We start from the raw sequence: 24468 nt of genomic DNA on the forward strand, positions 1-24468 counted from the left end.
AAGCTCTATCACCTGTTATCTCCGGCAAAATCGACCGATGAGATCTCCACCGACCAGTCGAGGTCGGCAGGCGACAGGTTGAGTGTGTCGAGGCCGCGATAGTGGTTGAGCGCGAAGCAGGTGCCGTAGACGGCCTTGGGCTCGATGATCTTGTAGCTGGTCAGGTAGTCGGCATAGGCCTCGACGCTGTAGCCAGGGCGTTTGGCGATGAGGCGGAAGCGGACGGCGTCCACCTGGCGGTCGGAGCCGTTGGTGATCTCGACGAAGACCGGCTTGGCGGGATCGGTGCAGCCTTGGGTTCCGGTGCTGGTGGCGCTCACCAGGCTCGCAGAGGTGTTGCGGCCGGACTGCTGGTAGTAGAGATAGGCTCCGATGCAGGCCACGGTGGCGATGATGATGGCAAGTGCCACGAGCGCGGGCCGGGGGAAGAGGAAGAAGAACACCACAAAAATCGCTATTGCGACTATCAGCAAGATCATCGGCCGCTCTCCCTTTCCCGTTGAGCTAATGCAGGCACCCTGCTTATGCAAGGCAGGGCGGCGGCGTCTGGTTTCGGGCGGATGGCAATTATGCGATATCATCGCGTGACGACGGAGGGATTCGATGAACGGTTTGGCCGACCTGATTGCCTGGATTATCGCGCAGGGACTTGCCGCCGATGATATCGATGCCTTGCTCGAAGGCCTTTCGCTGCGCCTGACTGAACAGGGATTTCCGCTGCTGCGCGCCTCGATCGCCATGCCATCCATCGATCCGAAGCATCGCGGCCTCTCGGTTGCCTGGTACCGGGACACCGGCATCTCCAAGGAGGCGCAGGAACATGGCGAAGAGGGTGAGGCGCTTTTCCGGCGCTCGCCGATTTCCTATCTGCTGCAGAACCAGCTGGAATTCATGCGCTGGAGCCTTCCGGCCAATGCCGAGACGCCGCCATTTCCGGTTCTGAAAGATCTCAGCGATCTCGGTGCCACCGATTTCGTCATCAAGATCACGCCCTTTCCTGGTGATACCGCTCTGGCAGGCGCCAGCTTCTCGATCGCCACCGATCAGCAAGGCGGCTTTACGGAGAGCCAGCTAGCCGGCGTCGAGGGCGTCATGCCCGCTTTGGCGCTCGCCTGCTGCCGCATCGCCATGACCCGCGTCGCGAAGGATGTGCTCGCCGTCTATACCGGCGAGCGGACGAGCGAGCTGATCCTGACCGGGCAGATCCAGCGCGGCGACGGCGCGTCGATCTATGCCGCGATCCTGTTTGCCGATCTCAAGGACTTCACGTCGCTTAACGAAAAGCATGAGCCGCACGATATCGTCGACTGGCTGAACGAGCATTTCGACGCGATCGGCAAGCCGGTTGTCGAGGAAGGTGGCGAGATCCTGAAATTCATGGGCGACAGCCTGCTGGCGATCTTCCCGGTGCAGGCTGCCGATACGGCGCAGGCCTGCCGTCTGGCGCTGTCGGCCGCGCAAAGGGCGCTTGCCACAAACGACGCGCTCAATCAGGGCAGGCGGGAACGCGGCGAACCTGAGCTCCTTGTCGATATCGTGCTGCATCTTGGCGAAATCTTCTACGGCAATGTCGGCACCGACCGGCGCCTCGATTTCACTGTCATCGGCCGGGCCGTCAACGAGGCGTCGCGGATGGAAAAGCTCGCCGATGCGCTGGAAACCAACCTGCTGGCCTCGGCGCAATTTGCGGCCCAGACCGGCCGCGCCTTCCGGGCGGCTGGGCATTTCAAGCTCCGCGGCGTCGAGGAACCGGCCGAGATCTATGCCTGGACGGGCGCGGTTTGACCGCCTGCGGTTTGTTCGGATTTTGTTAAACATAAACTAAAATCTTAATCATCGGCCGCGCTCCGATCCGCATTTTCGTGCGTTCCTCCATCATGCGACAACGGAGGGAAACCGGATGGCAGTCGTGATGATCGTGGAAGACGAAGCCCTGATCCGCTTTGCATTGGCCGATGAACTGATCGCCTGCGGGCATATGGTGATCGAGTGCTGCAATGTGCTGGAGGCGCTTGCGGTTCTCGGTAAAGACGGCGAGGTCGATGCCGTAGTCACTGACGTCGATATGCCCGGCGGGTTGAGCGGGCTGGACCTCAGCCGGCTGCTCGTGGCCACAAGGCCGTCGCTGCCGCTCTGGGTGACCTCGGGCCGGGAGGTTGATATCTCCGCTTTGGGTCCGGCAGCGGCTTTCCTGCCGAAGCCTTATGACATGAGGGCGCTCGCCTGCGAAATCGCGCGGCGGGAGGCGATGTCCGCCGAGCGCTCGGCCTCCTTCGGCTGAGCCTCAGGGGCTGGTCAGGTACTCCACCAGCTTGCGGGCATGGACGGGCAGGGCGGCGAAGCTGCGGGCGCAGAGCAGCAGATGGCGAAGCGCCCAGGCATCGGTGAGTGGGATCACACCGAGTACCATTTCGGCCTGATAGCGCCGTGCATAAACGTCTGGAACGATGGCGAGGCCGACGCCGCTGCTGGCCATGGCGCAGATGTCCTCGAAACTGTCGAGCCGCACGCGAAGCTTGAACTGCCGGCCCTCGCGGGCGGCATGGGCCGACAGGTGCCCCTGCAGCGCGCTGTCCGCCGGCAGGCCGACGAAGGGTTCGCAGAGGATATCGCGGAACGCCACCGACCCCTCTGCGACCAGCGGATGGTCCAGCGCGGCCACGACGACGAGGCGGTCGATCTCAAAGGGGCGGGTTTCGAGCGATCCTGTCTCGCTCGTATCGGCGGCAATGCCGAGATCGGCGAGGCCACCTGCGACAGCGGCGACGACATCCGGGCTCTGCTTTTCCTGCAGGTCGATATCGATCGCCGGGTGGTCGGCCAAGAAGTGGCGCAGTCTGGCCGGAAGATGCGCCATAGCGGCGCGGCCGGAAAACAGCCGGACCTGGCCGCGCAATCCTCCCGCGTAAAGCTGCAGGTCGCCGCGCATCTGCTCCATTTGCCCGAGGACGATGCGGGCGTGATGGGTCAGCGCCTCTCCCGCCGGCGTCGGCCGGACGCCGCGTGCCTCGCGCTCCAGCAGCGGGATGCCGCTCGTCTCCTCCATCCCGCGGATGCGGGCGCTCGCTGACGGCAGCGCCATGCCCGATCTCTCGGCGCCCTGTGTGATGCTTTGCGCTTCGACGACATGCAGGAAGAGACGAAGGTCGGTCAGATCGAAGCGCATAGTCCCTCCCGCGTCAGGCCTTCGTATTTTCCGAAGCCTTGCCTTGTATCTTCCGCATTGTGCGAAATCGCCGGCTGCCGATCATGCTTGATATGATCTTGGAGCCGGATTGGATATGGACGCTTCGGAAAAAATCTTGCGTGTCTTCGCTTTTCGCCTGGCACTTCTCGTGCTGGCCGTCACCGTGGCAAGGGGCCTGCCTGACAACAGGGCAGACGACGCTCTGGCGGGATCGATTGCGGTCGCCAGTCTTACGCCCGAATGTGGATCAGCCCCGCTGCAGGGCGGCGAGGCTGATCCAGACATAAGCGACATGTATCTGCATGACTGAGGCGCGGCTTCCCGCATCCTCAGGCGGTATCATTCCTCGTCGCCGAACATGTCCATTTCTTCTTCCGGGGCCTCCTGCTGAGGCTCGGCGGCCTGCGCCTCGTTGCCGCCCATCATGCCCATGACGGCATTGGTCAGCAGCATGCCGCCGGCGACACCCATTGCCGTCTGCGCGGCACCGGCGAGGAAGCCGCCACCGGCACGCGGTGCCATCGGAGCGGCATGACCGTATCCCTGGTTCGGAGCGCCACCCCAGGGGGAGGCGGGAGCGGCATCGTATCTCTGCGGGCGGGCGACCGCGCGCTGCGGCGGGTTGCTGCTGCCGAACATCGACGCGAAGAAGCCGCCGCGCTGCGGCTGCGCACTGGAGCTCAACATCTCCAGTTCCTCGATGCGGCGCTGGGCGGCCTCGAGCGCCTGTTCCTGCACGACGATCGTCTGCGCCATGTAATAGGGCGCGCCGGGCTGCTGGGTGATGCGCTCGTTGATGAACTGTTCGGATTGCGTGTCGCGCGGCGCCGATTGCCGCTCAACATTGGCGAGCTTGGTGAAAAGGCTGTCGATGGCCTGCTGATCGTTGCGATCCATGCATGTCTCCTTGGCGGTGGTATCCGCGGTGGTCAAATCAGGGTTTAGTTGGGTGCGCGCAGCGCAAATGCCGGCCGGGCCGGTGCAGCCGGGCTCTCGGGCGAGAAAACCGGCGGAGCCCATTTGCGGGCGGCCCGTGTTTCGGGCAGGGCGTAGCGCGAGAGTTGATTTCCGGAAGCGGAAAGTCGTGTGATGGTCCTCATACCTGCATGTACGAAGCAGGAGGCCGATAGCTTCCATCACAAAGATTTTATTCCGGCGCCGTCAAAACGCCGGATCTGGCGGCAGCGGTCAGTTCTCGATCTGCTGCTCGGCGACGACGCTGGCGACCACCTCGTCGGCGCCATTCGGATAGGTCGGCAGGTCGAGCGTCACGGCTTCCTTGAAACCCTCGCGTTCGATCGAGAAGAATTTGCGCACCCGCACTTCGCCATTCTGCTGGCCGGAGGCGGTGGCGCTTTTCGCCGCGATGAGATCGCGTTCGAATTGCGCGGCGTCGACCCCGGCAAAGGCCATGGTGCAGCTTTCGACCGGCTTCTCGCCGACGGTCGCCTTGGCGATGACGATCGCTTCGAACGGCTTGTCGCCACCCGTCTGGGTGATCCAGCCGTCGAAGGCGGTCGGCTCATCGAGCGGCAGGATGCCGAGGGTCATGTCCTGCGACAGCGCTCCCCACCCGCTTTCCTTCGCGAGCGCCGCCGTGCGGTCATAGCGCGGCCCTTCGTTCATGCACTTTTCAGCGAAATCGGCAAAGGGCGAGGGTGCCGCCGCCTCTTGGGCAGACGCGGAGCCAGCGGCGGCCAGAGCTGCGATTGCGAGCGCGGTTATCTTCAGGGTCGTCGTGGATTTGCTCATCGAATGTCCAGTTCCGCGCAGTCGTGCTCTGTGAACTACCAGATAGGCGATGCCGCGAGAAAACGCCACAGCAGGTCATGGCCCTCATCCGGAAACGGCGATCGAATGTCAATCCGGAGAGCCGCCCTCGATGTTCGGATCGTAATCGCCGAGCGCCTTCTGGACGGTCTTGTTCCGGGCATAGCGGTGCTTCAGCCGGGCCAGCTCTGTGTCGCTTCCGCTGCACAGCGTGCGCAGCTGCTGATCGATTTCTGCCTGCCGTTCTTCGTCGGGCGAGGCTTCGCCGCGGAAATGGTCGCAATCATCGCGGCGGCTGATGAAGGCCCTGACGTCGTCGGGCAGGGTGGCGTCATCTGCGAGACATGGCGCGGCGAGGCAGAACTGGACCAGGGCCGAGCCGGCATATGTCAGCCGCCGCCCGGCCATCATTCGATCTGCATGTCGAGTTGCTGGGCAATCTCCTCATAGTGGCGGGCCGACGCGGCGTTGCCCTCCTTGGCATAGTGGGTGCCAACTGCCCGCGCCGCCTTTGCCGCGGCATGGAAGGCGTCAAGGCGATCCTGCGGCTCAAGCTCGGGGCTGCCGCCGATATCGCCGTTGCTGAAGCGGCCGACGCGGTAGCCTTCGTTGTCAATCACGCCGATCACAGGCACGCCGTTCTGCATTTCGCCGTAGAAAGCCGGACCGGCCTGGGCTCCGTCACGGCGGCGCAGCATGCCGAGGCCGGAGGCTTTGTTGCCGGGGCACGCACCGGTCCAATAGGTCGGGCCTGTGGTCAACGAGATGGGAGAAACGAATTCGCAATGGCTGGCCGGATCCTTGGACCAGGTCGCACCGGCCGCCGCGTCCTGCGCCATGAGCGACGGCGCCCACAACAGGGAGGCGACTGTCGCGAGTGCTGATAGCGCGATGAATGCGTTTCGATGCAGCAAAGCTATCGTCCCCTCAGGAATTGGCCATCAGCGATGCGACGTCGATCATCCGGTTGGCAAAGCCCCATTCGTTGTCGTACCAGCCGAACACGCGCAGCAAGCCGCCGGCCGATACCGAGAGTTCTGGGCCTGAGACCACCAGCGATTCCGGCCGGGCGCGCAGGTCGACGGATACGAGCGGCTTCTCGATCCAGCCGATGACGGGCGATGCGGCGATCGCGCTTTTCAGCTTATCGCGTGCTTCTGAGAGGGACGGCGCTTTCTCCAGCGATACCGTCAGGTCGATCGCCGAAACGCTGGCGGTCGGAACGCGAATGGCGCGGGCCTCGATCTTTCCCGCAAGCGACGGCAGAACCTTGCCGACCAGCTTGTGGGCGCTGGTGCTGGTCGGAACCATGGAAAGGGCGGCGGCGCGGCTGCGGGCAAAATCGTCGCGCGGCTGGTCGACGGTCGGCTGGCTGCCTGTATAGCAGTGAACCGTTGTCATCTGTCCGCCGACAATACCGAAGAGGTCATCGACCGTTTTCAGGAGTGGCGCCAGCGCGTTTGTGGTGCAGGAGGCGTTGGATATGATCTTGTGGTCGGCGATCATCTGTTCGTTGGCGCCAAGCACGACCGTCACGTCGGCCGATTCAGCCGGACCCGAAATCAGCACGCGCTTTGCCCCGGCTTCCAGCGCCCGGGAGACATAATCGCGGGTATAGGGCTGGCCGGTGCATTCGAGGAAAATATCGACGCCGGAGAGATCGAGGGCGCGAATGTCGCGCTCGTTGTGGAAGGGGATGGAGCGCGAGCCGATCCGCAATGCACGGTCTTCGGCTGATACGTCTTCCGCCCAGGGGCCGAAGACGCTGTCATACTGGAAAAGGTAGGCGCAGCTTTCCAGCGGCGCAATGTCGTTGACGAGCACGACCTCGATATCGCGGCGCTCTTTCACCAAGATACGGAGAACGGAGCGGCCGATACGGCCAAAGCCATTGATAGCGATTTTCGGCTTCTGTTTTGTCATCCGGCGGGCTCCCTGCGATCGTCTGATGAGGCCTATGACAAGCGCGGAGTATTCGCAATATCAAAGCGGTGGCCGCTGCTGCTTCCAAGCGCCGCGGGCGCCGGGGAAGGGTGCGCAATTGCGCCCGGCACGTCGGACCATGGTCCGTGTCCGACCCGGCACCATGGTCCCGGGACCTTGCTTTTCGCAGCCGGTAGCGATCTCATACGTCCTGTCTTGCGTAGAGGCTGCAAGAAGCAGAGACGGAAACCATGAGCCAGTCGAAACGACGCTTTCTGAAGATCATCGCCGGAGCCGGGCTGGCCGCAGCCTTTCTGCCGCTCGGTGGCGCACGTCGTCTGAGCCTCGATGCCTTCGCCAAGAGCGGCAACAATGGCAATGGCGGTGGCAATAACGGCAATGGTGGCGGGAACGGCGGCGGAAATGGAAATTCCGGCGGCGGCACCGGAAATGGCAATGGCAATAACGGGAATGGCAAGGGCAATGGCGGTCCGGCAAGCTCCGCCGAGCCTGCCGACACCGGGACGGCCTCTACGGGCACTGGCGTCCAGGCGACGCGCGGCGCGGATGGCACAATCCGGATCCGCCACCGCAACGGCATCACCGAGACGATCGTCTCTAACCGCTACGTGATGAAGGATGCCAAGGGCCGGACGATCAGCAACAGGCTGGCGACGCAGGCCGATGTTACGCGCCTGTCGCGGTATCTCCGCTAGGACCGATCCTAGGCCAGATCCCGCCATTTGATGGCGGCCTCGGTACGGTTGGTGACGCCGAGCTTCAGCAAGATCTGCGTCATGTGATGCTTGACGGTCTTTTCCTGCAGATCGAGACGCAGGCCGATATGCTTGTTGGAGAGGCCTTCGGCGACGAGTTCCATCACCTCGAGCTCGCGCGGCGTCAGTGACGCCTTGGGCGAGGACTGAGCGCCCAGCGAGCGCTCCATCACCTTGGCAGACATCGCCGGAGAGATGAATTTCGAGCCTCGCACCACCGCCCGGATCGCTTCGGCAAGGCCGCGCGACCCGATCCCCTTCAGCACATATCCGGCTGCGCCGCGCTGCAGGGCTGCGGACAGTGTATCGACCTCCTCGGACGCGGTCAGCATCAGCACCCGTGTTTCCGGGCTTCGCGACAGAACGGAACTGATCGCCTCCAGGCCACCACCCGGCATGGAGACGTCGAGCAGCAGCACACTGGGCCGGTCGGAGGCCGCAAGCCGGATCGCGTCGTCGCTGCTGGCGCCTTCGCCGATCACCACGAAATCATCGACCTCAGAGAGGCTGCGGCTGACGCCCTCGCGAAAAAGCGGATGATCGTCCACGATGCCGATGGTGATCGCCGTCATTTTGCATCCTCCAGTTCCATCAGCTGAAGCGTCATTGACACCACTGTGCCGGCGCCGCTGGTCTTGATATCGAAGTCTCCGCCGAGACTGTCGACCCGTTCGCGAAGTCCCGCAAGACCGAGGCTTGTCGGCCGCACCTCGTTCGGATCGAAGCCATCGCCCTGGTCACGAACCTCGATCCTGACCTCGCCGTCGCGCACACGCGCCGTCACCGATTGCTCGATGCCGCCGCCATGGCGATAGGCATTGTTGAGCGCTTCCTGGACGAAGCGGTAGACGCAGATCTTCACCGCGGCCGAGAGGTCGGAGTGGTCGTCCTCGACGCTACGCGAAACCGTGCTCGCCGTCCGTGTCTCATGGGCGGAGACCACCCGCTCGATGATCTCTCCGAATGAGGCGCCCTCGATCTCCGGCAGGACGAGGCCCCGGCAGATCGTACGGATTTCCCGCATCGCCTCGGCAAGGCTCGAGCGGATCCACGACAGCTCCTTTTCCCGCATGTCGGGGCTTGTTTTGGCATCGACCAGCATCTCGCTGTCGAGCCGCAGCGAGGCATAGGCGATATGCTGGGCAGGTCCATCATGAAGGTCGGCGCCGACGCTGCGAAGATAGGTTTCGTTGAGAGCGGCGGCCCGCAGCGAGGACCGTTGCAGGCGCCGCTGCAGGGCAAGTTTTTCGGCAAGCAGGGACGAGAGTTCCGTCACCTTGTCGCGGAGATCGCTGCGTTGCGCCTCGATCAGCCGGCTGCCGCGGAAAACCAGAGCCGAAAGCGCCAGAAAGAAGATCGCCGTCAGTCCGGCGACAGAGGCCCAGCTCCAAAGTCTTGCGCGGGCAATGCTGTCGGCAAGCCCCTCAGCCGTCTCGTAGAACTCGACGACGGCGACCGGCTGGCCGGACCATGGCTGCAGCACCGGATTGTAGATTTCCATCAGCGGCTTGCCGAGCTGCCTCTCCTTCTCGCTCTCCGGATCGCTGGCGACCTCGTATCGCGCGACGAGCGCGCCTGAAAAGGCTTGGCGAAGCTTGTCGCTGACCGGGAATTTCCGGCCGATCAGCTCCTGTTCGTTGGAGTAGAGGATGGTGCCGTCGCTTCTCCAGAGCTTGAACGAGACGAGGCGCTTGCCGAGTGCGCCCTGCGACAGCGTCTCGTTGAGCGCCTGGGCGCTTCCTTCGTCGAGAAGGGTTTCCGTCTGCATATCGGGAAGCAGCGGGGCGACGACGCTATCGACATAGAGCGCGGTCGCGGCGCCGGAATTATGGATCACCGCGTCCTCTATCAGCCGCGTCAGCAGAATGCCGATCAGGAGCATCGCCATGATCGAGACGACCCCCCCGGTTATGAAGAACTGGGAGGCCAAAGAGCGGGCATTCCAACGGCTGAGCCAATGCATCTGCGACCTGTCGACTGCGTGTCCGACAGACATGGTACTACCCTAGAGGAATTCCAGATAGCTGCGCGATATCCCGGCGGCGCCTAGTTCGGGACATCGCGTGTATCGATGACATCCGCGCCGGCAACGCTCTTGGTGATCTGCGTATCGCCCGACATCGCCGCGCCGAAGAAATAGAGGACGCCGCACAGGAAGACGACCAGTGCAACGACCGACGCATTGATCGCAACCGGGCCGGCGGAAGGTCTATGGATGCTGCTCATGACTGGGCTCCTTTGGTCCCTGTAGCAACGAGCCGAAATGGCCGCAGTTCCAGACCCCCGACCATGGTCCGGGGTGCCCCGGACTGAGGTCCGATGCCCGGAACAGGCGGCGTCTCCGATGGTTGGGTAGGCAGCGGTCATTAAGGCCGCCTAGCGACAAAAGGAGGAGAAAATGCTCTCCAAGCTTATGGTAGGCGTGGCTGCGGCCGCGACCCTGATGTCGGGCGTTGCACTCGCCCAGTCTTCCACCGTCAATGGCGCTGCAGGTGGTGCCGTGACCGGCGCGATCGTCGGCGGTCCCGTCGGTGCTGCCGTCGGTGGCGTGACGGGTGCCGTTGTTGGCACGGTCATCGATCCGCCGCCGCAGAAGGTCGTCACCTATGTCCGTGAAGCACCGGCGCCTTCGGCCCGCGTCGTGGTCAAGGAAAAGATCGTCGTCGGCCAGCCTCTTCCGGAAACCGTCGTCGTCACGCCGGTTCCTGAAAATCCGAGATATGCCTTTGCGGTCGTGAACGATGAGCGCGTCATCGTCGAGCCGTCGTCCCGCAAGGTGATCCAGGTCATCAACTGACCGGATCCCGGACGCGGCCGAGGTCGCGTCCTCCATTCCTCAACACGAAACGAAATCCAGCCGCACATTGTGAGGCACGGCCTCGTGCGGCCCGAACTCAGAGAGATTGTCATGAAAACCAAGACCCTTGCCGTCCTGATGACGGCCCTGTCGATCGGTGTATCGCCCGTCGGCATCATGTCCGCCTCGGCCCAGGATGCCCCGATCATCAAAAAGAAGGGTGCAGCCCAGACCGATCAGTCCGGTGGCGCCACTCAGCAGCAGCCGGATGCCAGTGGCGGTGCTCAGGGCTCGCAGCCCGGTGCCGGTGCAGCAACCGGCGGCGAGCAGACACAGCAGCCGGCCGCGGGATCGGATGGTTCCACATCGACTGACGGTGCTGGCGGCAAGGCGCAGGTTCAGCCCGACACCTCGACAGAAGGCGGCACGGCGCCGGCCCAATCCGGCAGTGAGACGAAGCCGGACGCTTCTGGCAATGGTGCCGCGCAGGGCGGCGGCATGAAGCCCAGCGGCACCTCGGGCACTGACGGCTCCAAGCCATCGACCGAAACCCAGAAATCCGGTTCGCAGGAGAGTGGCACGTCATCCGAGACCCAAAAGTCCGGCAGCGATGCGCAGAAATCCGGTGATGCCACGAAGCCGTCCGGCTCGACCGAGACGCAGACCAACAGCAAGACCAATGTCGAAAACAATACGACCGTCAACAAGACGACCAACGTCAACATCTCGGTCGAACAGCAGACGGAGATCCGGCAGGTCGTCAAGGAAGTGCATGTCGAACCGGTTCGCGAAGTGAATTTCACGGTCTCGGTCGGTACCGCGATCCCGAAGAAGATCCGGCTGGAGCCGCTGCCGCCGCGGATCATCAAGATCGTACCGCAGTACGAAACCTACCGCTTCTTCATCCTGGCCGATGGACGGATCGTCATCGTCGATCCGACGGCCTACACGATTGTCTACATCATCACGGCCTGACGGCCTGAACCGGTGGCGTTCGCGCCACCGGTTTTTCTTAGGGAGAGACGGATGATCTACGGGGAACCAAAATCGGCAAGCGCCGTTCTTCCGATCGTCGCCATCCTGATGGCGATGGCCGGCTGCACCCTCGTTCTGCTTTCGAATGTCGATCGCGGCGATGAGAAGCAGGGCAGGGTATTCGTTCCGGTCGAACAGCGGGAGCTTGGCAAATGAACGCGGTCGCATCACTGACATTCGGTATCGTGACATCGGTCGCCGGCTGTATCGCGGCGGCATCCGTGGCTTCGATCGTCATGGCGGAATCGGAAACGCATCAGCTCGCCGATCTCTCGGCGCCGGATCTTTGGACGACGAGCCCGGTTCGCGTCGATCCTGGCAAGCAGAATTACCAGCGCGTTGCACCCGTCTATTCGAGCTATGTCACCGATGCGCCGAAGATCAGCGTCGCGTCGCGCAAGCCGGATTCCGCGCCGGTGGTGGCTGCAGCAGTGGAGCCGGCCTTGCCGGCAGAGCACCTCAACTGGTGCTCGCAGCGCTACCGTTCCTACGATCCCGCGACCAACAGCTACCGCGCCTTCAGCGGCGAGATGCGCAGTTGCACCTCGCCCTATTCGGAGCAGGCTGGCAGCGGAGAGGCTGTGACGCAGACTGCCGCGACAGCCAGCCCCAGCGCTGTCGAAGGCCAGGCGGCTGCATCCTGGTGCGCGGCGCGCTACCAGTCCTACCGTGCGGAAGACAACAGCTACCAACCTTTCGACGGGCCGCGCCGGCAATGTCAGCCGCCGTCTCAGGATGTGGTCACCGCGATAAATTGACCCGCATCAGACTTTGTGCCGTGGTGCCCATCCGGTCCGGCGAATACATCTGTGGCCCAACCACGGGAGTAGCAGATGTCGATTCCGGTCATTACCGCTATCCAGGCCGCCAGCGAAAGCGTGCCGTCGCTGACGCCAGCCGACAAGCGCATGCTGGTTGCGCATATCCACCGCTATCTGGAAGACTACCGCCGGGACGTGCTGGGCGATCTGCCCGACCGCCGCTGCGGCTGGATGCTGCGCCTCATCGAAGCTGTGTCCTCCCAGGCCCGCGGCATCGTCGAAGCTGATGCCAAGGAATTCCGATCGATCATGGTGGAATTCGAGAAGCTGCTGGTCGTGCTCGACGATCTCAGGCTGTCGCACAAATGGTCCGAGCAGCTGGTCGTCCTGCACTAGTGCCGGCAAAAAATAGGGCCATCCGTGGATGGCCCAAATGGGAGAGTTCGAAAACCTCCAGAGGGAACCGCCGACGAAGGCCGGGAGGAGTGGCCTCGATGCTTGTCGGCGAGTTCATAATCGCCGTTCAGCCGCTCTTTTGAAAACATTCAGGCTCCAATAACCGGCGCTTATTGAGCATTTTCTGTTATGAGATCGGCTGCCGCCGGAACCGCATTCTCCGGGAACTCCTGCCTGACCAAAATTGGTAGCATCAAGCGCTTGCAAAGCCGCTGCATCGGCATAGAGTAAGCCTATGAAATCGCTTCGCAGGTGACCACGGATGTACTGGCACCGGCTGACGGCGATGATGGGAGGTCGGTGCGAGAATTCGCCCGGCCTTTTCCCTTTTAGGGCTGCTGCGTCCGGTGCGCCCCTTTACAATCATCCCGAATTTCCCGACGAAGGCATCGGCACCCGGATCGAGGGTGCGCTGGAGTGCCTGCAATTTGCCCGATGATCAAAGTCAGACTGCCGCGCCGCGGCGCAATCCGGTTGTCAAAGCCGCCTATATTGGGCTTGGCCTGGTGATGGTGGCGCTCGGCATTATCGGCGCGTTTCTGCCGTTGATGCCGACGACGATCTTCCTGATCATTGCCGCCTGGTGCTTCGCCCGGTCCTCGCCGAGGCTCGAAGCAAAGCTGATCAACAGCCGGTTCGGCGCGCCGCTCAGGGACTGGCGCGACAGCGGCGCGATTTCACACTCGTCGAAGCTGCTCGCTGTTTTCGGCATGGCCTCGGGCTATGCGATCTTCTTTGCAACGTCGCACCCGTCGCCGATCCCTGCTGTCGCAGTCGGGCTTGCGCTGCTCGCCTGCGCCGCATTCGTCCTGTCCCGGCCGCGGCCGTGATCAGCCCGGCGAATGGCAGGTGACGTCCTTGCCCTGCGGACCCGTATAGGTGTTGTCGGTCGGGTTATAGGATGGGAAGCGCTGCGCGCACCATTTGATATGCGCGATCTCGGCAGGAGAGAGCAGCCAGCTCTCCGGCTCCGCCGCCTTGCTCGTCCCAGAGGAGTAAGCCGCTACCGCGGCGTTGTTGTCGGAACTGCCTGCCGTTGCCGGAGGAGAAATCCTGAAAGCAAAGGCGGAAGGCGCGCCCGACAGGGCAATGACCGCAGTCACGGCGCATGCTGTCAGAATTTTCCTTGCCGGCTTCATTTGCCACTCCATTCACCTATCGCAAATGAACGGAGAGGCTGGCGATTTTGTTCCAGCCACGATCGCGTGAGCGCTGCCGAGGGATAACGGGGCGTCAATGAATCTGTGTCAGGCTGTGCCAGACAATTGCGGATAGAGGAATGTGATGCTGCTGTCGTCCCTGGTGAAGAAGATCGGAAGCCGCTCGGACGATCGCAACATCAACAGGCTGGAACTGGCCAACGACGTTCATCACCTCAAGCAGGTCTTCGACCGCTGCTCGAAGGCCGCCCGCATCGGCGTATGGGAATGCAATCTCGCCGATGAGCGTCTCTCCTGGACCGACATGGTCTACGAACTCTTCGATATCGAACCGGGCACGCCGCTCGTGCGAAGCGAGATCGTTGCCATGTATTCTCCCGCCGCTCTCCTCGAACTTCAGCGGCTGCGCAGCGATGCGATCGAGCAGCAGGGCGGCTTCTCGCTCGATGCGGAGATCGTCACCCGCAAGGGTAACCGCCGCTGGATCAGGATTACCGCGACCGTCGAATGCGAGGACGGCCGGCCCGTCCGTGTCTCGGGCCTGAAACAGGATGTAACGGCAGAGGTGATGCTGCTCGAAGAAATCCGCCGCCGCGCGGATTTCGACCACCTGACCGGACTCGCGAACCGGTTCCGCTTTCATGAACGCCTTGGCGGTCTCTGCGCCTCGGAAACAGGCTGCGCGCTGCTGCTCGTCGATCTCGACGGCTTCAAACGCGTCAATGATATCCTCGGGCATCAGACGGGCGATGTCTGCCTGGTCGAAACGGCAAACCGGCTGAGCGCTGCGGCGGAGAACGCCGACCTGGTATCGCGGGTCGGCGGCGACGAGTTCGCCGTCATCTACAACGGCGCCTCCATCCACCAGATCGAAGCTGCCGCGGCACGCATCGTTGCCGCCCTGCAATGGGATACCGGCGACGGCATCATGCTCGGAGCATCCGTCGGTATCGCTTGGGCGAGCCCCGGATCGACGTCGGCTTCTCTCTACGAAGAGGCGGACAAGGCGATGTATCGCGCCAAGACCTCCGGCCGAAACCGCTTCGTCGCCCACCGCCCGGCGGGCGATCTCGACGCGGCGTAAATCCGGTCCTGTTCCAAGGAAGACATTCTAGACAATTGCCGAGAGGGCAGCGCCGCTCAGGCGGTGCGCTTTGCGGTGATCATGCCCCAGGCGAGGCGCAGCTTTTGCAGGCGGGATGCCGTGCGCTCATGGACCGGGGTGCTGATGCCATTGCGAAAATCGGCCAGGGCCTGCGCCTGTAATCTCGTTCTCGCCGGCTGCCCGGCGTGTTCGTCGATGGCGCGGCCATCCTTGCCGTCGATGACTGCCCAGCTTCCGTTCTCGAGATGTTGAACCTGATATCTCTGCATACGCCACCCACCCTATTGCTCTCCAAGAGAACGGGCTCCGGCAGCAAAAATCAATCCGTCTTGTCAGAATGTGCTGATATACTTTCGAACAGTGGTGAATGGCTGATTATCTTTCTGCCCCCACCGTTCATACATTAGCGAGAGTAGGCGCTTGTACGCCTGGCCAGCCTCCGGCGCGATCAAGCGGCCAGGGCGTCCTCGTCCTCGGCAAGATAATCCAGGAGGTCGTAGAGAACCTCTGTCTCGCTATCGTTGTCGGGTCTGCGTGTCGGCGGGACGTTCTTGACCGGGGCCTTCGGCCGCTGGCGGAACGTCGGTCTTGGAACACGCACGCTGTTTGCGCGTCTGTTTGCCATCTCTTCCTCACTCGCAACAAAAAAGAGGATCACTAGCTCTCTGGCATTATCCAACCACAAAGGGTCCGATGTGTCGCGTGACGCCGGCGTGACAGGGCTTCTCCGGCCGCCGTGAGGCTTACGTGAGCTGTTTCAAGGCGCGCAGTAGGGCCTCGGTTCTCTCGCTTGAGGAAAGCGCCAGGGATTGGTGCTCGGCCAGTTCCCGCAATCCGGCGAGCACTTCGGCTTCCTTCCAGCCGCTATCGACGGCGTGGTCCACCAGTTCGCGGAATGCAAGCTGCAAGGCATCCTGGCATCGGATGGGTCGGTCAGGATCGTCTTCGGTGACAAACGGCCTGGAAATATCGCTCAAAGGCGGCGCCGGCTACCGGTCGTCGGCTTCAATCGGGGCGATCGCCATGAAACACAACACGACGGCGAGGGCCAAAACTGCAGAGATTGCGGACAAGGTTATCATCGTCACGTCCTCGCAAATATTGGATGAAGATTAGCGTGAACTGATTTGCACGAATTGGCAACCGGGGCCGGCTGATTGAGGCGGATCGCAGACCAGGGACGAGTTGTGCAAGTGCGCGAGGCAGGCGGCGGCACGATAGTCGCATTCAGCCGGTGGGTTTAGTAGATACGCCCGAAAGCACGTATAGCGATAGTATTATTGATGTAACCGCGGCTGATACCTCGCAATACTTGCAAGTAGCGTAAACGCTAAATTAATACTACCTTATTTAGAATAATTGTCGTGAATGGTTGTGGTTCGGCAGCAGTGCGGCCGGCGTTTTTGGCCATGTCGATCCACACCTTCACTCCGCCATTTGCAACCCCGCAGGCGGCACCGGCCAGCAATCAGATACGATCATCCGAACCAAGATGCCAACGCCAACCCTCTCGAACGCGCGCTATCACGATGCCTCGCTCGGCCGACGCGGATTGCTTGCTGTTTGCGTCTATGGGACGATTTTCCTGGCGTTGCTGGCATTTGCCCTGGCGATGCCGCGCGGTGGATTCGTGCTCGTTGTCGGCAAGCCCGGACAGTCTGAAGGTCAGGTCGTCGAGCTGATCGGCAGGGCAGGCGGGTCCTTCGTCGCGCCGGGACGTTTCGGCTGGATTGCCGTTGCGCATTCGAGCGCGCCGGATTTCGTTCGCAAACTGAGCGCTGCCGGCGCCTTTCTCGTTCTCAATCACGCCCTTGCCGTGGGCTGCCTCCAAAAGGATACCTGAATGAACTCGCTTCATGCCTTCCGGCTGCGTGTCTCGCCCGTCATTTTTGGGCTCCTCTGGATCAATGCCGGCATCGCCATTCTGGTGCCGGTGCTGCGCGGCAATGGTTTCGACTGGACGGCTTTCATCGTCTGCGCTGCAGTCTTGGCGATGACTTCGGTCTGCTGGTTGCAGGATCGCACCGGGCCGGTGACGCGGCTCGTGACGTCCATGGCTCACGCCGTCAATGTGGCGATGATCGTCTATGCCTTCGAGGGTTCGATCCTCCAGTCGGACATACATATGTATTTCTTCGCCGTTCTGGCGATCTGCGCGGCCTGGCTCGATTGGCGCGCTGTCGTCGCCTTTGGCGGCATTACCATCATTCACCACACGCTGCTCTATCTGGTTGCCCCCGCGCTGGTCTTCCCGGGAGCCTCCGATTTCGGCCGCGTACTGCTCCATGCGGCGATCGTCGCCATTCAGTCGGCGGCGCTGATCTCGCTGACGAGCTCGATCTCCAACGCATTCGTCTCCGCCGAGGGAGCGCTCGACGCCGCCAACAACGCCAGCACCAGCGAACGCGAGACGCGCGAGCGCGCCCAGGCCGCCGACCGGCTGGCCGATGCGGAGCGCGCCGAGCGCGAGGCGGAAAAGCGGATCGCCGCCGAGGAAACGGATCACGCCATCCGCGTCCTCAGAGGCGCGCTCGAAAAGCTGTCGGACGGATATCTGGGAACCCGTATCGATGGCCGTTTTGCCGGTGAGCTCGACAATCTCAGGCTCTCGTTCAATCAGTCGGCCAACAATCTCGAAGCCGTCATCACCCAGGCAAGCCAGGTCACGCAGCGGGTTCGCCGCGAGGCCGGTGATCTCAACGCCGCGGCGGGCGAACTCTCCGAGCGTTCGGAGCGCCAGGCAGGCTCGATTGCAGGCGCGACGAATGCAGTTGCCCATGTCCGTGGCACCGTCGGCCAGACGGGAACGGTCGCCGAGAAGGTCGGCGGTCTCGTCAGCCACGCCAAGGAAGCGGCTGAGCGCTCGGCGGGCATCGTCACCAGCGCCGTCGGCGCCATGGACCGCATCGAGAAGAGCTCCGAAGAAATCGGCCAGATCATCGGCGTCATCGACGAAATTGCATTCCAGACCAACCTTCTGGCTCTTAATGCCGGTGTCGAGGCCGCCCGTGCGGGCGAGGCTGGCAAGGGCTTCGCGGTCGTTGCCCAGGAGGTGCGGGAATTGGCGCAGCGTTCCGCAAACGCCGCCAAGGAGATCAAGCAGCTGATCACCGCTTCGGGTGATCACGTGAAGCAGGGTGTCGCGCTGGTCGACCAGACCGGCGACGCGCTCGGCCATATCGCGGCTGAGGTTGCCGAGATCAGCCGGCATATCGAAACGATCATTTCAGGCGCGCGGGAGCAGGCGGCCGGGCTTGCCGAGCTCGATACGATCATCGTGCAGATCGATAGCCTGACGGCGCAGAACACAACGATGGTCCAGCAGTCGCTCAGCGCTACCGACGCACTGGCCCATGAGGCGACGATCCTCGAAGGTTTGATGTCCGGCTTCTCCGGCGAGCAGGGTCAGGCCAAGCGCAAGGCGGCCTGATGGCCGCGTGGTAGCAAAACAGGAAAGCCCGCCTCTGGCGGGCTTTTGTCATTCGGCGCTCTATGCCTATTGCTTCAGATCAAAGGCCTGACCGTCAGCGCGAAGTTCCGCCAGCGTCTTGCCGACACAGGTGCCGGCCGCATTGCTGCCGATGGCCTTGGCCTCGCCGCCAAGGGTGATTGTGCCGCCGATCCGCTCGGAGGCGACATAGGTCGCGACGCCGTCCTTGGAGACGCGCGATATGTAGAAGGCGTGGTAGGTGTCGTTCTGCTTGCACTGGATCAGCACGGGGAATTTTCCGAAGGGATTGTCCTCCGCTCGCGCCGTCGAGATCGGCAGGGCGGCGAGTGCAAGAAGGCCGGCGAGCAGCGTGCAGGCCGATTGGCGGGAGAGATGGCGGGATGCGGGCGTCATAGGTAATCCCTTTCTTCAAATGCCCGGATACGGCGGGCTAGACCGTCAAGGCGATGAGTGCATCCCGGTCCAGAAGACGGACGATGCGTTGCAGTTTGCCGTTCAGGCAAAGGACATGCTTTTCACGGAGCTTCGTGAAGCAGCGGGCGACTGTCTCCACCGTCAGGCCGAGATAGTCGGCGATATCGCTGCGCGACATCATCATGTCGAACTCGCGGGCGCCCGGATGGCGCTCGGCCATTTCGAAGACGAAGGCCGCGACCCGTTTCAGCGCGCTCTGTTCGGTGATGACCAGCTGCTTGTGCTGCGCCTTGGCCAGGTTGGTCAGCGCGATATGCAGCAGGTCGATGGGCGCGGCGGTACTCTGGCTGGCGCGAAAGGGGCGTATCGACGTCTCGCACACGGCCTCTGCGAAATCCGTCCTGACATTGCCGGTTTCGAGGCCGAACCATTCGCCCTTGCCGCAGAAGGACAGGATGTAGCGCTGGCCGCTCGGCGTCAGGCGATAGATCCTGACGGCGCCGGTTTCGACCTGATAGATCGCGCGGGCGTGCTCGCCTTCGCTATAGATCGTTTCGTCGGGCCTTAGCCGGATCGACTGATCTCTCGCTGGCGCAGGCGGGTAGTGCCGCCCGCCCGCTGCATAGTCTCCGATCGTCTGGTCATGAAGCATGGCATCACCCCCATCTCGACCCGCAGAATAGGGAAAGGCGGCTCGCTCCGGTATTCGAGAAACCCCTTACGTATTGCTACGGAAGCCCGGAATGCGCGGTGGGTGTATAAGGCTATGCCCCTTGATGAAGGCGATACGGAGATATGGCGGAGATCTCGATGTCATCTGTAGACGGAGGGGAAGACCGCGCACCCGGGAACCCCGAAGGCATCCGTGCGCAGCTTGAGCGGATCCTCGCGAGCCCGGAATTCCATGCGCCCGAGCGCGGGCGGCGCTTCCTGCAATACATCGTCGAGGAAACGCTGGAAGGGCGCAGCGCCCAGCTGAAAGCCTATACGATCGCGCAGGCGGTGTTCGGACGCAACGCATCCTTCGATGCGCAGAGCGATCCCGTGGTCCGCATCGAGGCGGGGCGCATCCGCCGCGCGCTGGAGCGCTACTATCTCGTCTGTGGCAGCCAGGACCCGATCCGGGTCACCATCCCCAAGGGCAGCTATTCGCCGCAGTTCTCAGGCAATGACGACAATATGATGAGCTTGCCGGGCAGCTCGAAGGCGCAGAGCCATGATGGCGAGCCTCCGCTCCGCTTGCGCCAGTTGCTGCTGCCGATCGGCGTACCGACATTCTTTGGCGTGATGGCCGTTCTGGCGCTCATCCGCCCGCTTGAGGCCTATCTCTCTCCACCGAAGACCTCGCCGTTCTCGACCGCATCGACGACGGCGGCCAGTATCCGGATTGCCGTCGAGCCCTTCGATGCGCTCGGCGGCACGGCGCGCGGCGAGGACTTGGCGAAGGGCCTGACCGATCAGGTGATCGCCCGGCTGACGAAGGTTACCGATATCGTGGTGCTTGCGCCCGGCCGCGCTGGTCTGGACGGTGGCGGGCTGCTTCTCAGCCTGCAAGGCGGGGCGCTTGTCGAGGGCACGGTCCTGCGGCTGCATGTGCGGCTGATCAACGTTTCCAATGGTGCGGTGATATGGGCCAATCAATATGACCGGAATCTCGATGGCCAGGCGATCCTCGACATCGAGGATGACATCGCGGCCGATATCGTCACGGAGATTTCCGGCAGCGGCAAGCTCAACGGTCTGCGCCCGCAGTCGTGAGTGCTATTGCGAGGGTATCGCTGCCGGATCGACACCTGCCGCGCGTAGGCCGCTGAAGAACCGTTCCCGGTCTTCCGGCCGCTGCAGGCGAAGCGAAATTTCACCGTCGATGTTGCGCATCAGCCCCGGTGCGTGGAGGGTCAGCCAATCGGTCTCCTGCCGCGCTTCGTCCGTCTTTCCCGCGGCGCCGAGAATGGAGAGCAGCACGAGATGGTGCATGGGATTGGCTTCGAGATCGGACTTGCGCGACCACTGCTCGGCATCGGCGACATCGCCCCTCATCAGCTGGCAGAGCGCCATGCCGGCCTCGTAATAGCCTTTCGAACCGATGCCCCGGTTGAGCGCGATCGACAGCAGCTCGCAGCCGGTCTGCCACTTGCCGGACATCGCCAAGCGGATGCCATATTCACCGGCGACTTCGACATCGTCGGGGTTTGCCGCATAGGCTGCAGTTCCGGCTTGCAGCGCCCTGTCGACATCCCCGCGGAAGAAGCTCACCATCATCAGCGCCTGCAGCGTACGCGGGCTTGACGGGGCCAGCACGGCAGCGCGGTTCACCGCATTGCTTGCCATCCGCAAGGCATCCGGCGAGGCCGGGGTGCCGAGCTTGTAGCGAAACCGGATTTCGTCGAGATAGATCATCGAGAGCTGCGCCCAGGACGTGGCATTGTCCTGATAGCGCTGGGTCGCATTCTGCAGGCAGTTGCGTGCAACGCTGTGGCTGGTGGCGGTGACATTTTGCCGGTAGCTGTAATAGGCGAGCGTGCAGGCATAGGTGCTCTGATCGCCTCTCTGCGCGGTCGGGGCCATGCCCTCGGCGTTGAAAGGCTCGGCGATGGCGCCGGCAATCTGTTGCGCGATCTGGCCCTGCACCGCGAGCTTGTTCTGGACGCCGAGGTTGGCATCGAAATTGTTGGCCCAGATGACCGCGCCATCCTGTTGGCGCACGAGCCGGACCGCGGCGCGCAATCTGTTTCCATCCAGCTGGACATTGCCCTGGAGCGTGAAATCGGCACCGGCGATACTGTCGTCACGCAGCGTATCCGCCACGACCACGATGCCGCGGGACCGTGCCAGCTGGCCGATGACGTCGTCCCGGAGGCCACGGGCGATATCGGAGCGCGTGTCGTCGCGGTCGGCCTCGGCGAAGAGTTCGACCATCACCTTCGGGCTTGCGGTGGCGGCCTGTGCATTCGGCCGTGCGGGCAGAAGAAATGCGAGCACGGCGGCGAAGAGCACCAGCAGCGCCGCGACGCATGCTCCGAGATGAAGAAGGGTGAGCCTTACCGGATGCGTACTGCCGGAAACCGGCTTCTCGCGGCTCTCGTGTTGAGGCGGCAGCGCCCGTTCAGACTGCTTGACCGGCAGCGGCGCCGGAGCGCTCGTGGCATATTCGAAATGCGGGACATATCCGCCTTTGGGGACGGTGACGATCACGCTGTCCGAGCGTCCGGCCACCAGATAGTAGCGCTCGAGCGCCTTGCGGATCCGGCCGGCTTCGATGCGCACAACGGGATCGTTCTGCGGGTCGAAGGAGGCTTCCCGGCCGAAGACCACATTGGCGATTGTAAAGGCCTTGAGAAATTCCGACCGTCCGGCCAGCGTCTCGTTGACGACGAATTCCAGAAAGCTTCGCCCGCGCTTGGCCGCGTGGAATTCCTCGCTGGCGAGAATTCGTTCGACCTGCTCGCAGATTTCGTCAGCCGTCGGCCCAAGACGGCTATAGGCAGTCGCTCTTGCACTCGTCATGATCGCCCCTACAACGCAAGATCATGCAATTACTTAAGCATTGTCTAAGGCATCATATCGCACATGCCGCTGGTTGCAAGATTTGCTTTCGGAGTTGCTTGCGCTAGTTCGGCCAGCCGTTGGCTGGCGTCGCCTTGCGGCCTTCGAGGGGATAGGCGGCCACGCCGGTCGCGATGACCATGCGCATCAATTCCGCCAGATTGCGCGCGCCCATCTTGGCCAGGACATTGGCGCGATGGACCTCGACCGTGCGGGCGCTGATGCCGAGGTGATAGGCGATCATCTTGTTCTGCAGGCCATCGAGCACGCCGACGAGAACCTGATGCTCGCGGGTGGTCAGTTGCGCCAGCCTGGCGGTGACGCTGTCGGGTCCCTGCGTTGCGCGGCTTGGACGTGCCTGTCCAGTCGCCGCATGAATGGCTGCTATCAGCGCCTCTTCCTTCACCGGCTTTTCGAGGAAGTCGACAGCGCCGGCTTTCATTGCCTGAACGGCGGCTGCAATGTCGCCCTGCCCGGTGATGACGATTGTGGGGATATCCATGCGGAACTGATGCAGTTGGCCGATCAGCTCGATGCCATCCATACCGGGCATGCGCAGATCCGTCACCAGGCAGCTTCTTCCGGAGAGGGGCAGCAGATCGAGAAAGGCACGCGCGCAACTATGCGTACGTACCGCAAAGCCGGCGGAAACAAGCATGAAGGTCAGGGACCGCCTGAGTGCCTCCTCGTCATCGACGAGATGGATCGTAAGGTCGTTTGCCATTCTGGCCGATCTCCACGATGGGTAGCGAGAAGGAAAGTACCGAGCCGCCCTGCAATCCCCGCCGGGCCGTAATGCGCCCGCCATGGGCCTCGATGATCCGCTTGGAGAGCGCCAGCCCCATGCCGAGGCCGCGTGGCTTGCTGGTCACGAAGGGATGAAACAGCATCGTCTCGATTTCGGCCGCGATGCCGCAGCCGTTGTCCGAGACCTCGACGACGAGACGCCTGCGATCGCTGGTCCGTGTCGTCACGGTAATCTCGGGCTCCTGAACTCCGTCGGCAGCTTCCGCGGCATTGCGCAACAGGTTCGTCAGCACCTGGGTGATCTGCACGCGATCGGCAATGACGGCGTCACTCTTTGCATCGAGCTGGAAATCGACCCGGAGATCCTTCCGCGCCAGGCCGCTAAGGGCGAGTGCTGCGGCTTCGCGGATCAGCGCATGCATGGATTCCAACCGCTTCTCGCCGGCGCCGCGGCCAGCGAACTCGCGGATGCTTTGCACGATCGTCCCGGCCCAGAGCGCATGCTGGGTGATTTCGGCCAAGGCTTCCTTGAGTGCCGCGAATTCGCAGCCGTCTTCGCTCACCAAATGCCCGCAACCCTGCGAATAGGCGAGGATCGAGGAGAGCGGCTGCGAGAGCTCATGGGCAAGCGCCGGCGTCATGTCGCCGAGCGCAACCGTTCGCGCGAGGCGTGCCATTTCGCTCTGAAGCTCGCGAACCTGCTGCAGCGTCTCATGCTCGGTGCGGAAGTCCTCGAGGATTGCGGCCGCAAAGCCCTGTTCGCGAACGATGGTCAGCGCAGCGGGAAACTGCGCGCCGTCCTTGGCGCTTGCAATACCGGCGCGCATGGGGCCCTGGCTTGCCCAGCGGGCCTTGAGCCGGACGCCCGGCGTCGATGACCAGACGAAGTCGATCTTCTGGCCGATCAGTTCATCTTCCTGGTAACCGAGCAGGGCGATTGCGGCGGCATTGCAGGCGGAGATCCGATGGCAGGATGTGATGACGAAGACGGCGTCGGGAACATGGCCGTAGAGGTTTCGCAGCCAATCCGCAGACGGGCCGCCAGGGGGCGGGCGGTCCATCTGCTTCTGGGCGAGCGTCTCCGCAAACAGAGGCTTCCTCGAGAGGTGAGGGGCGACGGACCCGCGATCGGCAATGTCCAATGCCTTCGTGCTGGTAGCCATGATATTCCCCTCGTCCTACGATTTGGGACAGGTGTCCCGGCGGCTCTCCCATTCAACGATGGCGCGAGACTACTCTTCTTCTCTGACGGATAGATGTAGCATCGCGTAGCCTCTATTGGTCTTACCCCGCAGGCCTTTCAGCCATGCACGCGGCCCTCGTTCAGCCTCTCGACCATT

General features: G+C 62.9%; 33 protein-coding genes. 14 read left to right on the forward strand and 19 right to left on the reverse strand.

The annotated features are described in order from the left end of the window. Positions 1–8 precede the first annotated feature (8 nt). Positions 9–479, reverse strand: coding sequence for a hypothetical protein (locus F2982_RS27235; RefSeq protein ID WP_203430574.1), 471 nt, complete (start codon positions 477–479; stop codon positions 9–11). A 124-nt stretch (positions 480–603) separates the two neighbouring features. On the opposite strand from F2982_RS27235, the gene F2982_RS27240 reads away from it, so the two are divergent. Together F2982_RS27240 and F2982_RS27245 are read left to right on the forward strand one after the other, a co-directional pair. Beyond that, entirely contained in the window at positions 604–1785 is a 1182-nt protein-coding gene (locus tag F2982_RS27240; RefSeq protein ID WP_203430575.1) for an adenylate/guanylate cyclase domain-containing protein, read from the forward strand. A gap of 115 nt (positions 1786–1900) precedes the next feature. Further along, positions 1901–2281: a response regulator gene (locus tag F2982_RS27245; protein ID WP_203430576.1), complete on the forward strand. Its 381-nt coding sequence runs from the start codon at positions 1901–1903 to the stop codon at positions 2279–2281. Between the two features lie 3 nt (positions 2282–2284). Here the strand turns inward: F2982_RS27245 and F2982_RS27250 are convergent, their stop codons facing one another. Beyond that, on the reverse strand, positions 2285–3166 hold the full coding sequence (locus F2982_RS27250) for a LysR substrate-binding domain-containing protein (RefSeq protein ID WP_203430577.1): 882 nt from the start codon (positions 3164–3166) through the stop codon (positions 2285–2287). Between the two features lie 109 nt (positions 3167–3275). On the opposite strand from F2982_RS27250, the gene F2982_RS27255 reads away from it, so the two are divergent. After that, on the forward strand, positions 3276–3497 hold the full coding sequence (locus F2982_RS27255) for a hypothetical protein (protein ID WP_203430578.1): 222 nt from the start codon (positions 3276–3278) through the stop codon (positions 3495–3497). A gap of 29 nt (positions 3498–3526) precedes the next feature. Here the strand turns inward: F2982_RS27255 and F2982_RS27260 are convergent, their stop codons facing one another. The 5 genes from F2982_RS27260 to F2982_RS27280 all read right to left on the reverse strand — a co-directional run bounded on the left by F2982_RS27260 (position 3527) and on the right by F2982_RS27280 (position 6880). After that, positions 3527–4084: a DUF2076 domain-containing protein gene (locus F2982_RS27260; protein ID WP_203430579.1), complete on the reverse strand. Its 558-nt coding sequence runs from the start codon at positions 4082–4084 to the stop codon at positions 3527–3529. A 291-nt stretch (positions 4085–4375) separates the two neighbouring features. Continuing rightward, a complete protein-coding gene (locus F2982_RS27265) occupies positions 4376–4939 on the reverse strand; it encodes a hypothetical protein (RefSeq protein WP_203430580.1) in 564 nt (187 codons plus the stop codon). A gap of 108 nt (positions 4940–5047) precedes the next feature. Next, positions 5048–5368, reverse strand: coding sequence for a hypothetical protein (locus F2982_RS27270; protein ID WP_203430581.1), 321 nt, complete (start codon positions 5366–5368; stop codon positions 5048–5050). After that, positions 5365–5796 carry a hypothetical protein gene (locus F2982_RS27275; protein WP_246777668.1) on the reverse strand — a complete coding sequence of 144 codons (432 nt, stop codon included), beginning with the start codon at positions 5794–5796 and terminating at the stop codon, positions 5365–5367. The genes F2982_RS27270 and F2982_RS27275 overlap by 4 nt, the downstream gene beginning before the upstream one ends. 88 nt (positions 5797–5884) lie before the next feature. Further along, positions 5885–6880, reverse strand: a complete 996-nt coding sequence (locus F2982_RS27280) for a glyceraldehyde 3-phosphate dehydrogenase NAD-binding domain-containing protein (protein ID WP_203430583.1) — start codon at positions 6878–6880, stop codon at positions 5885–5887. A gap of 251 nt (positions 6881–7131) precedes the next feature. On the opposite strand from F2982_RS27280, the gene F2982_RS27285 reads away from it, so the two are divergent. Beyond that, entirely contained in the window at positions 7132–7596 is a 465-nt protein-coding gene (locus F2982_RS27285) for a hypothetical protein (RefSeq protein WP_203430584.1), read from the forward strand. A gap of 8 nt (positions 7597–7604) precedes the next feature. On the opposite strand, the gene F2982_RS27290 is transcribed toward F2982_RS27285, so the two are convergent. From F2982_RS27290 to F2982_RS27300, 3 genes are all read right to left on the reverse strand, one after another. Further along, complete coding sequence (locus tag F2982_RS27290; protein WP_203430585.1) at positions 7605–8228, reverse strand: response regulator transcription factor; 624 nt, start codon at positions 8226–8228, stop codon at positions 7605–7607. Continuing rightward, entirely contained in the window at positions 8225–9619 is a 1395-nt protein-coding gene (locus tag F2982_RS27295; RefSeq protein WP_203431197.1) for a sensor histidine kinase, read from the reverse strand. Before F2982_RS27295 ends, F2982_RS27290 begins: the two co-directional genes overlap by 4 nt. A gap of 83 nt (positions 9620–9702) precedes the next feature. Next, on the reverse strand, positions 9703–9882 hold the full coding sequence (locus F2982_RS27300) for a hypothetical protein (protein WP_203430586.1): 180 nt from the start codon (positions 9880–9882) through the stop codon (positions 9703–9705). Between the two features lie 172 nt (positions 9883–10054). Here F2982_RS27300 and F2982_RS27305 point away from each other — a divergent pair, with 172 nt between their 5' ends. From F2982_RS27305 to F2982_RS27330, 6 genes are all read left to right on the forward strand, one after another. Further along, positions 10055–10453: a DUF1236 domain-containing protein gene (locus F2982_RS27305; RefSeq protein ID WP_203430587.1), complete on the forward strand. Its 399-nt coding sequence runs from the start codon at positions 10055–10057 to the stop codon at positions 10451–10453. Between the two features lie 111 nt (positions 10454–10564). Continuing rightward, the gene (locus tag F2982_RS27310) at positions 10565–11428 is read left to right on the forward strand and encodes a DUF1236 domain-containing protein (protein WP_203430588.1); all 864 of its coding nucleotides are present in this window, start codon (positions 10565–10567) and stop codon (positions 11426–11428) included. 51 nt (positions 11429–11479) lie between these two features. After that, positions 11480–11644, forward strand: a complete 165-nt coding sequence (locus F2982_RS27315; RefSeq protein ID WP_203430589.1) for a hypothetical protein — start codon at positions 11480–11482, stop codon at positions 11642–11644. After that, positions 11641–12246 (forward strand): BA14K family protein, encoded by a 606-nt coding sequence (locus F2982_RS27320; protein WP_203430590.1) that lies wholly within the window; start codon positions 11641–11643, stop codon positions 12244–12246. Before F2982_RS27315 ends, F2982_RS27320 begins: the two co-directional genes overlap by 4 nt. Positions 12247–12321: 75 nt before the next feature. After that, positions 12322–12645: a hypothetical protein gene (locus F2982_RS27325; RefSeq protein ID WP_203430591.1), complete on the forward strand. Its 324-nt coding sequence runs from the start codon at positions 12322–12324 to the stop codon at positions 12643–12645. A gap of 569 nt (positions 12646–13214) precedes the next feature. Beyond that, complete coding sequence (locus F2982_RS27330; protein ID WP_203431198.1) at positions 13215–13535, forward strand: YbaN family protein; 321 nt, start codon at positions 13215–13217, stop codon at positions 13533–13535. Here F2982_RS27330 and F2982_RS27335 read toward each other — a convergent pair whose 3' ends face one another. Beyond that, complete coding sequence (locus F2982_RS27335; protein WP_203430592.1) at positions 13536–13844, reverse strand: BA14K family protein; 309 nt, start codon at positions 13842–13844, stop codon at positions 13536–13538. A 145-nt stretch (positions 13845–13989) separates the two neighbouring features. Between F2982_RS27335 and F2982_RS27340 the strand changes: the two genes are divergently transcribed. Further along, positions 13990–14949, forward strand: a complete 960-nt coding sequence (locus tag F2982_RS27340) for a GGDEF domain-containing protein (RefSeq protein WP_246777618.1) — start codon at positions 13990–13992, stop codon at positions 14947–14949. Positions 14950–15005: 56 nt separating this feature from the next. On the opposite strand, the gene F2982_RS27345 is transcribed toward F2982_RS27340, so the two are convergent. The 3 genes from F2982_RS27345 to F2982_RS27355 all read right to left on the reverse strand — a co-directional run bounded on the left by F2982_RS27345 (position 15006) and on the right by F2982_RS27355 (position 15947). Continuing rightward, positions 15006–15239: a hypothetical protein gene (locus F2982_RS27345; RefSeq protein WP_130281556.1), complete on the reverse strand. Its 234-nt coding sequence runs from the start codon at positions 15237–15239 to the stop codon at positions 15006–15008. A gap of 179 nt (positions 15240–15418) precedes the next feature. Beyond that, on the reverse strand, positions 15419–15595 hold the full coding sequence (locus F2982_RS27350; protein ID WP_162708575.1) for a hypothetical protein: 177 nt from the start codon (positions 15593–15595) through the stop codon (positions 15419–15421). A gap of 118 nt (positions 15596–15713) precedes the next feature. Beyond that, positions 15714–15947 carry a hypothetical protein gene (locus F2982_RS27355; protein ID WP_203430593.1) on the reverse strand — a complete coding sequence of 78 codons (234 nt, stop codon included), beginning with the start codon at positions 15945–15947 and terminating at the stop codon, positions 15714–15716. A gap of 395 nt (positions 15948–16342) precedes the next feature. Between F2982_RS27355 and F2982_RS27360 the strand changes: the two genes are divergently transcribed. Together F2982_RS27360 and F2982_RS27365 are read left to right on the forward strand one after the other, a co-directional pair. Further along, the gene (locus tag F2982_RS27360; protein WP_203430594.1) at positions 16343–16813 is read left to right on the forward strand and encodes a hypothetical protein; all 471 of its coding nucleotides are present in this window, start codon (positions 16343–16345) and stop codon (positions 16811–16813) included. Beyond that, entirely contained in the window at positions 16814–18400 is a 1587-nt protein-coding gene (locus tag F2982_RS27365) for a methyl-accepting chemotaxis protein (protein ID WP_203430595.1), read from the forward strand. Positions 18401–18466: 66 nt separating this feature from the next. Here the strand turns inward: F2982_RS27365 and F2982_RS27370 are convergent, their stop codons facing one another. Both F2982_RS27370 and F2982_RS27375 read right to left on the reverse strand, forming a co-directional pair. Continuing rightward, positions 18467–18814: a hypothetical protein gene (locus tag F2982_RS27370; protein ID WP_203430596.1), complete on the reverse strand. Its 348-nt coding sequence runs from the start codon at positions 18812–18814 to the stop codon at positions 18467–18469. A gap of 37 nt (positions 18815–18851) precedes the next feature. Further along, complete coding sequence (locus F2982_RS27375; RefSeq protein ID WP_203430597.1) at positions 18852–19487, reverse strand: helix-turn-helix domain-containing protein; 636 nt, start codon at positions 19485–19487, stop codon at positions 18852–18854. Positions 19488–19645: 158 nt separating this feature from the next. Between F2982_RS27375 and F2982_RS27380 the strand changes: the two genes are divergently transcribed. After that, the gene (locus F2982_RS27380) at positions 19646–20593 is read left to right on the forward strand and encodes a hypothetical protein (protein ID WP_203430598.1); all 948 of its coding nucleotides are present in this window, start codon (positions 19646–19648) and stop codon (positions 20591–20593) included. Between the two features lie 3 nt (positions 20594–20596). Here F2982_RS27380 and F2982_RS27385 read toward each other — a convergent pair whose 3' ends face one another. From F2982_RS27385 to F2982_RS27395, 3 genes are all read right to left on the reverse strand, one after another. Further along, positions 20597–22342 (reverse strand): hypothetical protein, encoded by a 1746-nt coding sequence (locus tag F2982_RS27385; RefSeq protein WP_203430599.1) that lies wholly within the window; start codon positions 22340–22342, stop codon positions 20597–20599. A 103-nt stretch (positions 22343–22445) separates the two neighbouring features. After that, positions 22446–23105 (reverse strand): response regulator, encoded by a 660-nt coding sequence (locus F2982_RS27390; protein WP_203430600.1) that lies wholly within the window; start codon positions 23103–23105, stop codon positions 22446–22448. Next, on the reverse strand, positions 23071–24291 hold the full coding sequence (locus F2982_RS27395) for an ATP-binding protein (RefSeq protein ID WP_203430601.1): 1221 nt from the start codon (positions 24289–24291) through the stop codon (positions 23071–23073). The genes F2982_RS27390 and F2982_RS27395 overlap by 35 nt, the downstream gene beginning before the upstream one ends. Positions 24292–24468: the final 177 nt, after the last annotated feature.

Origin of the sequence: Rhizobium sp. BG4 (assembly GCF_016864575.1) — a bacterium.
GTDB lineage: Bacteria > Pseudomonadota > Alphaproteobacteria > Rhizobiales > Rhizobiaceae > Rhizobium.